The sequence below is a fragment of the Microbacterium sp. EB106-03-03-XG65 genome, assembly GCF_058791955.1.
The window spans coordinates 1,740,766-1,753,921 of sequence record NZ_JBYTEB010000001.1 but is presented as its reverse complement, the minus strand read 5'-3'; the positions used below and the strand labels follow the sequence as shown (position 1 = coordinate 1,753,921).

Here is a 13,156-nt window from a genome sequence, read left to right as displayed (position 1 = left end):
GCGCGGGGTTTCTCCCGTCAGTCGGCGAGGGTGCCGAGAGTCACATCGATCTCGTATTCCTTGCCGCCCCGGATGTACGTGACGGTGGCGTCGCTGCCGCCGGCCGCCGCGCGCACCTGGGCCGTGAGGTCGGTCGCGCTCGTGACGGGAACTCCGTTGAAGGCCGTCACGACGTCGTTCGCCTTGAGCCCCGCAGCCGCCGCGGCTCCCCCGTCGGATACGTTCGCGATCAGAGCGCCGGCGACCTCAGCGTTCTCGGCGCTCGCAGCATCCTGGACGGACGCTCCGAGCAGACCGTGCGTCGCGGCGCCGTCTGCGATGATTTCCTGGGAGACGCGCTTGGCCACATTCGAGGGAATCGCGAAACCGATGCCGATCGAACCGGATTCCTCAGAGCTCCCCGAACTCGCGATGGCCACGTTGATGCCGATGAGCTCGCCCTTGCTGTTCACGAGAGCGCCGCCCGAGTTGCCGTGGTTGATCGCGGCATCGGTCTGGATGACGGCGATCGAGATCGACTCCGAGGTCGGCTGCGCCGTGTTGCCCGGAAGATCGAACTGGAACGGCCCCTCGCTCTGACCGTTGTCGGGAGACTCCTCCTGTTGCGGAGCGTCCTCCGCGGACGAGTCCGGCAGTGCCGAGGATGCGATCTGGATGCTGCGGTTCAGTGCGCTCACGATGCCCGTCGTGACCGAGTTCGACAGCCCGAGTGGTGCGCCCAGCGCCACAGCCGTGTCGCCGACGTTGAGGTCGGAGGAATCGGCGAAATCGATGGGCGTGAGGTCGGTCGCATCGGTGAGCTTGATGACCGCGAGATCGTAGAGCGGATCCGTGCCGACCACGGCGGCCGAGAAGATCCGGCCGTCGGAGGTCGTCACGCGGATCGTGGGATCAGCCACCGCGCCACCGAGCGTGACGACGTGCGTGTTGGTCAGCACGTATCCGTCATCGCTGATGATGACTCCGGAACCGCTGCCGGCCTCGCTGGCACCTGCGACCTCGATGGTGACGACGGACGGGAGTGCGGCGGTCGCGACCGCGGTGGTCTCGTTCACCGACCCGGGGTTGTTGACCGTCACGGTCTCGGGCCCCTGGGCGACGCCCGTCGAGTTCTGCTCCGAGATCCCGTTGAGGATGGCTCCGCCGCCGAAGCCGGCGACACCGCCGACGAGGGCTGCGGCAACCACGATCGCGGCGAACTTCACACCCGCGCGCGGCTTCTCCTTGGTCTTGGGCGCCTCTGCGGCGGTCTCCCCGCCGGGTCCCGGCTGGGTAGCGGTGTGGATGCCGAAAGCTGCGCCCTGCGCCGTGGCGTGCTGGCCCGCGCCCGCCTGTGCGGGAGAGAGCTGCGGCGCCGCGTACGGCGATTCCGGGCGAGGCGGGATACCGGCCGGATGCTGCGCGGCGGCGACCGCAGTCTGCCCGCCGGGCACAGCGGGGGTCGACGTGAACGTCGGCGGCACATGGTGCCCCTGGCCGACGTCCGTCGCGGCCGGCGCGCGCGAGGTCTCGACGGCGGGCTGGGACGTCGAACGGTCGACGGCCTCTGCTGCCTCGGTGGACGGCACGGCGTCGTGCGACGCGGGTACCGAGTGGTCCTGGGTGCTGTCTTCGTTCATGGTGTGCTCCTTCAACAACGCCCCTTCAGAGTGACGTGTGTATCTGTGCGTTTCGTATGGCGAAGATGAGTGTCGCCTATGGCCTTAGCCTGTTCTTCATGAGTGTCATCCCCGGCGCCTGGCGGCGCACTGCAGCGGGAGCCGGTCTTCTCGCACCAGACGGAAGCGTCGCACCCACCATCTTCGCAGAGATGTCGGCAGCAGCGGCCAGAACAGGCGCCATCAATCTCGGTCAGGGGTTCCCCGACGAGGACGGACCGGCCGAGGTGCTCGACGCCGCTCGCAGCGCCATCGCGGCGGGAGCGAACCAATACCCTCCGGGACGCGGGATCCCCGACCTGCTGTCTGCGATCTCGGAGCATCAGCGGCGGTTCTACGGCCTCGAAGTCGACCCCGACACCGAGGTGATCGTCACGGCGGGGGCGACCGAGGCACTGACTGCGACGATCCTCGCGCTGATCGACGGCCCGGATGACGAGGTGGTCGTGTTCGAGCCGTACTACGACTCGTACGCCGCTGCCGTCGCGCTGGCAGGGGCACGCCTGCGCACGGTGCCGCTGCGCGCTCCCGATTTCCAACCCGATCTCGACCGTCTTGCGGAGGTGGTCTCGGACCGCACTCGGATCATCCTCGTCAACGACCCGCACAACCCCACCGGCGCCGTCTTCGATCATGAGGTGCTCGCCGAGATCGTGCGCCTCGCTGACGCGCATGACGCGGTGATCGTGACGGACGAGGTCTACGAGCACCTCGCGTTCCACGCACCGCACACTCCCATCGCGACGCTGCCGGGAGCGGCCCCGCGCACGCTCACGATCTCGTCTGCCGGGAAGACGTTCTCGACGACGGGGTGGAAGATCGGCTGGGTGCACGGCCCCGCACCGCTCATCACCGCCGTGCTGACCGTGAAGCAATATCTGACCTACGTCAACGGCTCTCCCCTGCAGCCTGCGATCGCGGTCGGGCTGCGGCTCGGCGACGAGTACTTCACCGGCGCGGCCGCGAGACTCGCCTCGAAGCACGAGATCCTCGGTGCCGGCCTCGTCTCGGCGGGATTCACGGTGTTCGCGCCGCAGGGGGGATACTTCACCGTCGCGGACGCGACCGCCCTGGGCGGATCCGACGCGGCCGCATTCTGCCGCAGCCTTCCGGAGCGCGCGGGGGTCGTCGCGATCCCTCTCGCGGCCTTCGTCTCTGACGCGCATCGCGGCGACGTCTCGGGCCTCGTGCGCTTCGCAGCCTGCAAGCGCGTCGAGGTTCTTGAAGAGGCCGCGCGGCGCCTCGCCACGAGCTTCTGACGCGGCGTCCGGCGGTCAGCGCGGTACGACCGCGTATCGGCGCACGCGGAGCGACGGGTTCGTCTCGCGTACACGGTCCACCGCAGAGCGCTCGACCGATGCGACCGCGATGCCGTCATCCAGGCCGACCCCGGCGATCACGACACCGAGCGGATCGATGATCTGCGAGTGCCCCACCCCCACCGGTGCCGGGTGGTCGGCGGCGATGACGAACACCGTGTTCTCGATCGCCCTCGCCGCGAGGAGAGTCGTCCAGTGGTGCTCCTTGAGCGGGCCGCGCACCCACTCCGCCGGAACGACCAGCGCGTCAGCCCCCTCGTCGACGAGCGTGCGCGCCACCTCGGGGAACCGCAGGTCGTAACAGGTCATGAGCCCGAACCTGATGCCAGCGACATCGAAAGTGGCGGCGGTCAACTCGCCCGCCTCGATCCAGTCGGACTCGGTCTGCCCGAAGGCGTCGTACAGATGCTGCTTGCGATAGACGGCGAGGATCCCGTCACCGCGCACCGCGACGAGGGTGTTGTGCACGTGATTCGCCTCGGAAGCCTTCTCGACGAGCCCCGCCACGATCACGACGCCGTGATCTGCCGCGATCGCTGTGAGGGTCGAGACGAAGTCGCCGTCGAGTGTCTCCGCATTGGCCGCGAGCGTCTCGTCCATCGGGTCGACGAAGTAGCTCGAGTACTCCGGGAAGACGACCAGCCGGGCTCCCCGCCGCGCGGCGTCCGCCGTCATGGCCGCGATCCGATCGCGATTGTCCTCCCGGGACGCCGTGGGCGCGAACTGGCAGACGGCGACGGGAACAGCGGCGGAAGCGGGCTCTGTCATGTTCACATCCTTCCCCATCCGATCCTGTGCGGCGTCGATTCGCGCGCTCCCGAATCCCGTGTTAGGCTATAAAACGTGCCGCGGGGTGGAGCAGTTCGGTAGCTCGCCGGGCTCATAACCCGGAGGTCGCAGGTTCAAATCCTGTCCCCGCAACGAGAATGCGACACACGAAAGGCCCCTGATCGGAGAAATCCTGATCAGGGGCCTTTCGCATGCCGCCTTTCGAGACGCTGCGCCGTGTGGACGTCATCCGCGACGCTCTCTCCGAAACGCGAGGGGAGGTCCATCTCGATGCGCACCCGGCACCGTCCTGCCCCCGAAGCTGACGCTCGACCTCGGGACGTGCCCGAGCACACCGACATGAATGACGAATGCCGCCCCTCTGCAGGGGCGGCATTCGTCGTCGGCTGGGCAGAGAGGGTTACTCCCCCGTGCCCGCTTCGAGTCCGAGCAGCGTGTTCACGGCATCGGTGAGCCGCTTGTCGGCCTCGGCGAACTTCGTCAGGTCGCCCTCCTTGAGAGCGGCCTCACGGTCGGTCAGCGCCTGCTGCGCCGCAGCGAGCGCCTCTGCCTCGGCGTCGGTCGGCACGGTCGGCTCGGCCGGGACCTCGCCGGTGTCCGGATCAGGCTGGGTCGGCTCGACCTGATCGTCGCCGCCCGTCGCTCCGGAGTCTCCGCCGAAGAGCGTGTCGAGCGCGGCGGTCAGAGTGTCCTCGAATGCCACCTTGTCGCCGAAGGCCACCAGCACCTTCTGGAGTCGCGGCAGCTTCGTGCCTTCCGACGACTGCACGTAGACCGGCTGCACGTAGAGCAGACCGCCTCCGACGGGCAGGGTCAGCAGGTTTCCGTAGAGCACCTCGGACTCACCCTGCTGCAGCAGGTTCAGCTGTGGCACCACAGCCGTGTCCGAGTTGTAGGTGTTCTGCACCTGACCGGGGCCCGGAACCGTCGTGTCGGTGTCGATCTCGAGCATCCGGAGCTGTCCGTAGCCCTCGGCCTTGACGCCGGCCTCCGACCCTGCATCCGAATCGACCGCGAGGTAACCCATCAGCACGTCTCGGTTACCACCGCTCCCTGTTGCCGACGGGATGAACGTCGAGAACATCGAGAACCGCGGAGAATCCTGGCCCGGCATCTGCATCGTCAGGTAATACGGCGGCTGCAGCACGGCGTCGCTGCGCGGATCGTTCGGCGTCTGCCAGCGGTTGTCCTGCTGAGCGAAGGAGCCGGCGGTGTCGATGTGATAGATGCCGAGGACATCGCGCTGCACCTTGAAGAGATCGGTCGGGTACCGCACGTGGCTCATCAGATCCGACGACATGTCGCTGACCGGCTTGAGCGTCGACGGGTAGATGTTCTGCCAGCTCTTCAGGACCGGATCCTCGTCGTCCCACGCGTAGAGCGTGACCGATCCGTCGTAGGCGTCGACCGTGGCCTTCACCGAGTTGCGGATGTAGTTGATCTCGTCGATCGCGAGCGTCGGCGACGGCACGTTCGAGTCGGCGATCGCCTCAGACAGGCTCACACTCGTCGAGTACGGGTACGTCGAGCTCGTCGTGTAGCCGTCGATGATCCACACCACTCGACCGTCGACCACGCTGGGGTACGGGTCGCTGTCGAGCTCGAGGTACGGCGCGACCTTCTGCACGCGCGTCTTGGGGTCCCGGTCGTAGAGGATCTGCGATTCGTCGTTGACGAGGTTCGAGAAGAGGATCTGCTCGGACTGGAACTTCAGCGCGTACAGGAGCTTGGTGAACGTGTTGTCGATCGCCGGCCCGCCGTCGCCTTCGAACGTGGTCTTGGTCTCGGTCGAGCCGTCCTTGCCGCGCGGGTAGTCGATCTCGACGGGATCCGTGCCTTCAGGAGAGCCCACGATCGAGTACTCGGGAGAGTTCTCACCGAAGTAGACCCGCGGCTCGAACTCCTCCTGCTCGGTGAGGAAGCCGGCGGAAGGGATGCCGCGCTCGAGGAACACCGGCTCGCCGTCGGGCGTGCGCTGGTTGCCCGCAGCGACGACGAGTCCATAGCCGTGCGTGTAGACGGCCGCGCGGTTGTTCCAGTTGGTGACGTCGACACCCTCCATGTCGAGGTCGCGCACGGAGACGACGGTGTCCTGCATCTCGCCCTCGATCTCGTAGCGGTCGACGTCGAGGTTCTCCTGGAACTGGTAGTAGCCGCGGTACTGCTCGAGCTGACGCACAGCAGGGCTGATCACAGCGGGGTCGACGATGCGGATCGACGCGGTGGTCTCGGCGTCTTCGCGCAGCTGTCCCGCCTCGGCGTCGGTCTCGGCCTCGAACGGCGTGGTCTCGAGGTCGGCGACCCCGTACGCCTCCTTCGTGCCGTCGATGTTCTTCTGATAGAACTCGGCCTGGTAGGCGTTCTGGTTCGGGCGCACCTGGAACGTGGTGACAGCCCACGGGAAGCCGACTCCCACGACCAGCGACGCGACGATCAGCAGCGCGGTCGCGGCGAGCGGGAAGCGCCAGCGGCCGATGACCGCCGTGACGAAGAAGAGGATCGCCACGAGCGCAGCGATGATCGCGAGGATCGCGAGGCCCGGGATCGTCGCGTTGACGCCCGTGTAGGCGGGGCCGACGATGCGATCATCCTGAGCGAAGAGCGTCTTGTAGCGGTCGAGCCACAGGCTCGCCGCCTGCACCAGCAGGTAGAGACCCGCGACGACGGCGAGCTGGATGCGCGCAGGCTTCGAGATGCGAAGCTCGCCCTGCCCGATGCGGACCGAGCCGTAGAGGTATGACACGAGGGCGGTCACGATCAACGTGAGCAGCAGCACGGCCGAGATGAACGCCAGCAGGATCGAGTAGAACGGCACCGCGAACATGTAGAACCCGGTGTCCAGGCCGAACTGAGGGTCGACCGTGTCGGTGGCGACGCCGTTCGCCCACAGCCAGACCGTCTTCCACTGGCTCGCGGCCGAGAATCCGGCGAAGAGACCGAAGAAGATCGGCATGCCCCACATCGCCAGGCGACGGAGCGGCTCGATGACCTCCTGGTAGCGATCGAGCTGCGAGCTGAGCCGCACGTAGACGGGGCGGAGTCGATACGCCAGCTGGATTGCGACGAACAGCGGCACGGCCATGCCCAGGAAACCGACGACGAACATCACCGCCGTGGCGAACCACTGGGTGGTGAGAACTCCCGCGAAGCCCACCTGGTCGAACCAGAGGAATTCGGTGTAGAACGACGCGAAGACGAAGAAGACGGCGATCAGCGCGGCGATGATCGCCAACGAGATGCCGAAGATTCTTCGCGAGGTTCGGGGAGTGGCCGGGTTCGGTGCAGAAGTCGAGGTCACCGTTCCATCCTAGGCATGCCTTACTGTGCTGCGGCTGTCATCCCGGTCACGGCGAGGTCACGACGTCGCAGCTCGGCAGCGAGGCGAGCTCGCCGCCGTCGGCGATCACGCCGAGCGCATCGAGGGAATCATCGAGCGTCGCCGTGCTGATCACGGTGAGCCCGTCGGGAACATGCCCGACCACCTCGTCGCAGTTCGACTCCGGCGCGAGGAAGAACGAGGCGCCGGCGTCGCGCGCGCCGTAGAGCTTCTGACGGATGCCCCCGATCGGCCCGACGGTGCCATCGGCTTCGATCGTGCCGGTGCCGGCGATGTTCTCGCCGCCGTTGAGCTCGCCCGGGGTGAGGGTGTCGACGATGCCGAGGGCGAACATCATCCCTGCACTCGGACCGCCGACATTGTCGAGCTGCAGGGAGACATCGATCTCGAAGTCGTAGTCGGTGCGCAGGGTGATGCCGATCAGCCAGGTCGTCACATCACCCTCGACCTGCTTCTCGGGCGTGATCTCGACGGTCTGCTCGGCGCCGCCGCGCAGCACCGTGAGCCTCACCGGGTCTCCCCCGGCATCCTGGATCGCCTGCCGCAGCTGTTTGGCCGAGGCCACGGGGGTCCCGTCGATGGCGGTCACGACGTCGTCGGGCTCGAGAGCCCCCTTCGCGGGGGAATCGTCGAGCACATCGACCACCGCGACCTGCGCACCCGTGTCATAGCCCAGCGCGTTCAAGGCCGCCGCCGTCGCCTCGTGCTGCGAGTCGACCATGAGCGTGGCATTGCGCTCGTCGCGCTGCTCGGTGGTCACTCCCTCGGGGAAGACGGAGTCGAGAGGAACCACCGCTTTCGAGCTGTCGGTCCAGGCGAGTGCGAGCTCGAACCAGCTGGGAGTGCGCTCGCGGTTGCCGACCACCTGCACCGTGGTGAGGTCGAGCGTGCCTGCCGTCTCGAACGTCTCCGCTCCTTCGATGCTGATGAGAGGCACCTGCTCTCCATCGGCGTCCGCCGCGGTTCCGAGCGTGTCGTAGACGGGACCCGGCCGCTGGATCACATAGGGCGTCGGGAGGAAGGTCAGCACGACCAGCGCGACCAGCGCGACGACGAGCGCCCAGACTCCCAGTCCGAGCCTCGCGGGCCGGGTTCGATCCACAGGTTCCTCCGTCGTTCGCGGGCGGCGTACAGCTATCTGTCCGCGTTCGGGGTCTCGCGGCCGCTCCTGTGACTAGCGTAGAGGCCACGGCTTCAGACGTGCTGAGAGGCGACAGCGATGGCAGACAACGATCCGACCCCCGAGGACTTCGAGGAGTTCCTCCGACGAATGATGTCAGGCCAGGGCGCCGGCGACATCGACCCCGAGGCGCTGCGCAACGCGCTCTCCGGAATGGACGGGCTTCAGCTCGACCCGGCGATGATGCAGACGATCATGGCTCAGTTGCAGGGAGCGTTCGGAGGCGACCCCTGGGAGAGCTCGCTCCGGCAGGCGCTGCACATCGCGAATCGGGACGGCCTCGGCATCACCGACGGCTCCCGGACCTCTCTGGCCGACTCCTTCGCTCTCGCGAACCTCTGGCTCGGCGAGTCCACCACGATCTCAGAACTCTCCGAGGCACCGCGGGCCATGACGCGCGGTGAGTGGGTCGAAGCCACCCTGCCCGTGTGGAAGGAGATCGCGGAACCGGTGTCCACGAGCATCGCCGACGCATTGACGAGTGCGCTCGACACCCAGGTCCCCGAGGACATGCGCGGTCTCGTGCAGGGCGCGGGGAAACTCATGCGCGGACTCGGCGGGTCGGTGTTCGCGGCGCAGTTCGGCCAGGTGCTCGGAAACCTGTCGCTCGAGGTCGTCTCCGGCGGCGACGTCGGCATCCCGGTGCTCCCGGCGGGGACGGCGGCAGTGATCCCCCAGAACCTCACCGCATTCGGCGAGGGGCTCGAGATCCCCGAAGACCAGATCACGCTCTACCTCGCGACACGCGAGTTGGCATATGCGCGACTGTATCGGCACGCCAAGTGGCTGCACCTGCACGTGATGGCACAGATCACCGACTTCGCCCGCGGCGTGACCGTCGATGTGGATGCGCTCGAAGACGTCGCGAGTCGCCTCGATCCGTCGAACCCCGAGGAACTCCGCGCGGCGATCGAGGGCGGCGCGCTGCTGCCCACTCAAAGCGAGGCCCAGAGCGAAGCGCTGGCACGACTCGAGAATCTGGTCGCCACGATCGACGGCTGGGTGGACGTGGTGACCGCACAGGCGACCTCGCGTCTCCCCGACGGAGCACGCATCGCCGAGGCTGCGCGTCGCCGACGCGCGGTGGGCGGACCCGCCGAAGACGCGCTCGGTGCGCTCGTGGGTCTCAAACTCCGCCCGCGGCGGCTGCGAGAGGCGTCCGCGATGTGGCAGGCGGTCACCGACGCCGTCGGCACCGCAGGACGCGACGCGCTGTGGGACTACCCCGATCTGATGCCGACGGCCGAAGACATCGATGACCCGACGGCGCTCGTCGCTCGACTGCAGGCGACGGCCCGCGGCGAACAGCCGGTCGCCGACGAGTTCGACGAAGCCCTCGCACGCCTGCTGGACGGAGACGACTTCGCCGGACGGGACTCGGCCGACGAGGAACCGAGCGACGAGGACGGCGAGCAGGGCGAGGACGGCCCCGGAGGAGACCGACCGGTGTGACCCTCACGGGTGGGGCGTCGGGGAGTTCTCCACGGATGCCGGAGATCCGCCCCATGCGGGTGACGGCATCCGCAGAATCGGGGAATGTCTCCGCTGACTCCCAGGATCCTCACCCGCCTCGACCCCGACGTGCCGCTGCTGTGGCGCGACGGTGAGACGTTGCAGATCGGCATCGAGGGGACGTTGCGCATTCCCGCGGCAGAGCCGTGGGTCGAGCTGCTGGTCGGGAAGATGGCGGCGGGGTTCCGCCGCGCTGCGTTCGACGTCGTGGCCCACTCTGTGGGAGCGCCGCGCGCCGAGGCGCGTATGCTCCTCGCCCGCCTGGAGCCGCTGCTCGTCGACGACGCTCCCCCGCCGCGCGCCGCATGGGTCGAGAGCATCGATGTCCTCGATGCGAGATGCGAGTTCCGGCTGCGCGACGCACTGACCGACGAGGGCGTCACGCTCGGGCTGCGGACCAACGCCGAGGACATCGGAGTGGTTCTGCTCGAAGGAGCAGCGGCCGCACTGCACTTCGCGCGCTACCTGCGCGACGATACTCCGCACCTTCCCGTCGCGCTGGAGCGGGGGCGCACGACGGTCGGCCCGCTCATCGTCCCCGGCGAATCGCCGTGCCTCACCTGCCGCGACGGACATGAGCGCGACAGAGACTCCGACTGGCCGCGCATGCATGCTCAACTCATCGGCAGAGCTGCCGGGCCGATGAGTCTCGCCCGCATCGCGGATGCTGCTCGCCTCGTCGCGCGACTCCTGCTCTCGGATTCCGACGCAGGTGCGTACGTGGAGGTCAGCGCCGACGGCCACCGCGTGTGGCGTTCGGTGACATTTCACGAAGAATGCCGGTGCCGCGACCTGTCGTCCCTATCTCTGTCAGGAACCGCGACGGAGCCCGCTCTCCTCGCCCGGCCGAACGAGCCCAGGACACGGCGAGCGTACGCGCAGCGCGCGTGACGCCGACGTAGGCGAGGCGCCGCTCCTCGTCGATCGCCTCGAAACCCGTCGCGTACGAGATCGGCAAGGAGCCCTCTGCCCACCCGGCAAGGTGCACGTGCGGCCATTCGAGACCCTTCGCCGCGTGCAGGGTCGACAGGGTGACCGTGCGCATCGTGGGTTCGTGCTGATCTTTGGCCCGGGCCATCAGCGCATCGCTGAACGTGCGCAGCGTCTCGTCGGGACCCGCCTCCTCGGCAAGACGCAGGATCGCTCGTCGTGCCTCCCAACCGTCGCGCTGCGCGCCACCGGCCTCGGGTGGGTCGTCGGTCAGGCCGAGTTCGCGGAGCACCCGCTGCACGCCGGGAAGGAATCCATGTTCGGTCGGCGCGACCGCGGCCGCCCGCAGTGCGAGGATCGCCTGCCGGACCTCGGGCATCGCGAAGAAGCGCGTGCCGCCCAGCACCGACGTCGCAATCCCCTCGGCCGCGAGCGCCTGCTGCAGCACCGCGGACTGGGCGTGGGCGCGGTACAGCACGGCGATGTCGGCGGGCGACGCCCCCGCCTCGATGCGAGCGGACACGGATGCCGCGATGCCGGCCGCCTCATCGTGCTCGGTGTCGTACGCCGTCACGGTCGGCGCCTCTGCGTTGAAGGTCTCGCGCGCGGGCACCAGCTCAAGGGCTCCCGGCCGGTCGTGCATGAGCGCGTTGGCGGCCTCGAGGATCGGCGCCTGCGAACGGTAGTTGGTCTCGAGCCGTACGACGGTCGCATCGGGGTGGCGCCGCTCGAACTCGAGGAGGAACCGCTGCTCCGCACCGGCGAAGGAGTAGATGGTCTGGCTCGCATCACCGACCACGCAGATGTCTCGGCGGTCGCCGAGCCACAGCTCCAGGAGACGGTTCTGCAGCGGCGACACGTCTTGGAACTCGTCGACCGTGAAGTGGCGGTACTGCTCGTGCACGGACGCTGCGACACGCGGTTCGGCTTCGAGCATGCCCGCGCACGCGAGCAGCACATCTTCGAAGTCGAGCTGATGACGCTCGTCCTTGAGTGCCTCGTATCGCTGCTGCAGTTCGACGAGCTGATCGTGATCGATACCCGTCACAGAGCGGCCCAGCGCAGCGTGCTGTTCGATCGAGAGCATGGAGACCTTGCGCCACTCGATCTCCGAGGCGATGTCGCGGAGCGTCGCGGTGGTCGGTCGCATCCGCATCGCGTCGGCGGCCTGTCCCAGCATCCGGACCTTGTTGTCGATGATCGACGGAGCCGGCGAACCCGCCAGGGTCGGCCAGAAGAAGTTGAGCTGCGCAAGAGCGGCCGCATGGAATGTGCGGGCGGCGACACCTTCGACCCCGAGCGCCCGGAGTCGCCCGCGGAGCTCGCCCGCGGCCTTGGCCGTGAAGGTCACAGCCATCACCCGGGAGGGCGAATAGGCCCCCGTATCGACGCCGTGCGCGATGCGATGCGTGATCACCCGGGTCTTGCCGGTTCCTGCGCCCGCCAGCACGGCCACGGGTCCGCGCAGCACCGATGCCGCCTCGCGCTGTCGTTCGTCGAGGGCCTCGAGGGCACTCACTCGTCGTCCTCGAGCCACGCCACGATCAGGGCCCGCGCGATCGACGCCGGTCCCGGGAGTCCGACGGGCCCCTCTCCATCGAGCGCCGTGGAGATCTCGGCTCGCGTGAACCACCGGACGTCGATGATCTCCTCGCCGTCTGGCCGGACCTCGTCCTCATCGACGGCCACGGCGCGGAATCCCAGCATGAGCGACCGCGGGAACGGCCACGGCTGCGAAGAGACGTAGCGGAGCGACGCGAGACGCACGCCGGCTTCTTCTTCGAGCTCGCGGTGAACCGTCGATTCGAGCGATTCGCCCGCCTCGGTGAAGCCCGCGAAGCACGAGTACATCCGGCCGCCCCAGTTGGCGTTCGCGCCGAGCAGCAGACGTTCCCCGTCAGGGCTCTCGACCGCGACGATGACCGCGGGGTCGGTGCGCGGGAAATGCTCCTTGCCGCAGACCAGGCAGCGCCGCGACCACCCGGCCTGGCGGATCTCCGTCCCCCCGCCGCACGACGGGCAGAACGGCGCGTCCCGCAGCCAGCCTGCGAGTGCGAGCGCCTCGATGAGCAGCTCCGTCTCGTGATCGGCGAGTCGCCCGCCGAGATCCCGAAGACCCAGCCAGGTCTCGTCGGGTGCGGTGTCGAGCGCGTCGACCTCGGGGGCGAGCGCCGCGAGCAGGATCGCGGCGCCGTCGGCGTCTCTCCCGAGCAGCGCCCAGGTGGCATCCACGACGTCGGAGGGCTCCACCGTGAGCAGCGAGACGCCGTCGCTCTCCCCCGCGACGATGCGCACCCTGCCCTGGCGGACGGCGATCACGCGCGTCGCGGACTCTGCACGGAGGCGATCGATGACCCCCGCTTCTGTCCTCAGATCGGCAGCGCGGTCGAGGGACGGGCGCATTGTGGTCATCGACTCCCTCTCTCACGGG

8 protein-coding genes and 1 tRNA gene are annotated in these 13,156 nt (G+C 68.3%); 3 read left to right on the top strand and 6 right to left on the bottom strand.

What is annotated here, in order from left to right:
- Positions 1–17 precede the first annotated feature (17 nt).
- Positions 18–1,619, bottom strand: a complete 1,602-nt coding sequence (locus tag AC3WS6_RS08195) for a S1C family serine protease (protein ID WP_492500547.1) — start codon at positions 1,617–1,619, stop codon at positions 18–20.
- Positions 1,620–1,717: 98 nt separating this feature from the next.
- Here AC3WS6_RS08195 and AC3WS6_RS08190 point away from each other — a divergent pair, with 98 nt between their 5' ends.
- A complete protein-coding gene (locus tag AC3WS6_RS08190; protein WP_492500546.1) occupies positions 1,718–2,917 on the top strand; it encodes an aminotransferase class I/II-fold pyridoxal phosphate-dependent enzyme in 1,200 nt (399 codons plus the stop codon).
- Between the two features lie 15 nt (positions 2,918–2,932).
- Here AC3WS6_RS08190 and AC3WS6_RS08185 read toward each other — a convergent pair whose 3' ends face one another.
- On the bottom strand, positions 2,933–3,745 hold the full coding sequence (locus tag AC3WS6_RS08185) for a carbon-nitrogen hydrolase family protein (RefSeq protein WP_492500545.1): 813 nt from the start codon (positions 3,743–3,745) through the stop codon (positions 2,933–2,935).
- Positions 3,746–3,824: 79 nt separating this feature from the next.
- On the opposite strand from AC3WS6_RS08185, the gene AC3WS6_RS08180 reads away from it, so the two are divergent.
- Positions 3,825–3,898 (top strand) — tRNA-Met (locus tag AC3WS6_RS08180).
- A gap of 268 nt (positions 3,899–4,166) precedes the next feature.
- Here AC3WS6_RS08180 and AC3WS6_RS08175 read toward each other — a convergent pair.
- Positions 4,167–7,064, bottom strand: coding sequence for a UPF0182 family membrane protein (locus AC3WS6_RS08175; RefSeq protein WP_492500544.1), 2,898 nt, complete (start codon positions 7,062–7,064; stop codon positions 4,167–4,169).
- A gap of 46 nt (positions 7,065–7,110) precedes the next feature.
- Complete coding sequence (locus AC3WS6_RS08170) at positions 7,111–8,205, bottom strand: YlbL family protein (RefSeq protein WP_492500543.1); 1,095 nt, start codon at positions 8,203–8,205, stop codon at positions 7,111–7,113.
- 117 nt (positions 8,206–8,322) lie between these two features.
- Between AC3WS6_RS08170 and AC3WS6_RS08165 the strand changes: the two genes are divergently transcribed.
- Complete coding sequence (locus AC3WS6_RS08165; protein ID WP_492500542.1) at positions 8,323–9,735, top strand: zinc-dependent metalloprotease; 1,413 nt, start codon at positions 8,323–8,325, stop codon at positions 9,733–9,735.
- Between the two features lie 787 nt (positions 9,736–10,522).
- Here the strand turns inward: AC3WS6_RS08165 and AC3WS6_RS08160 are convergent.
- Together AC3WS6_RS08160 and nudC are read right to left on the bottom strand one after the other, a co-directional pair.
- On the bottom strand, positions 10,523–12,244 hold the full coding sequence (locus AC3WS6_RS08160) for an ATP-dependent helicase (RefSeq protein WP_492500541.1): 1,722 nt from the start codon (positions 12,242–12,244) through the stop codon (positions 10,523–10,525).
- Positions 12,241–13,137 carry an NAD(+) diphosphatase gene (gene nudC, locus AC3WS6_RS08155; protein WP_492500540.1) on the bottom strand — a complete coding sequence of 299 codons (897 nt, stop codon included), beginning with the start codon at positions 13,135–13,137 and terminating at the stop codon, positions 12,241–12,243. Before nudC ends, AC3WS6_RS08160 begins: the two co-directional genes overlap by 4 nt.
- Between the last annotated feature and the right edge of the window lie 19 nt (positions 13,138–13,156).

Bases quoted from the DNA above. Each gene is read 5' to 3' on its own strand.
- AC3WS6_RS08190 (WP_492500546.1), top strand. From the start codon at position 1,718: ATGAGTGTCATCCCCGGCGCCTGGCGGCGCACTGCAGCGGGAGCCGGT.
- AC3WS6_RS08185 (WP_492500545.1), bottom strand. From the start codon at position 3,745: ATGACAGAGCCCGCTTCCGCCGCTGTTCCCGTCGCCGTCTGCCAGTTC.
- AC3WS6_RS08165 (WP_492500542.1), top strand. From the start codon at position 8,323: ATGGCAGACAACGATCCGACCCCCGAGGACTTCGAGGAGTTCCTCCGA.
- nudC (WP_492500540.1), bottom strand. From the start codon at position 13,137: ATGACCACAATGCGCCCGTCCCTCGACCGCGCTGCCGATCTGAGGACA.
- AC3WS6_RS08195 (WP_492500547.1), bottom strand. From the start codon at position 1,619: ATGAACGAAGACAGCACCCAGGACCACTCGGTACCCGCGTCGCACGAC.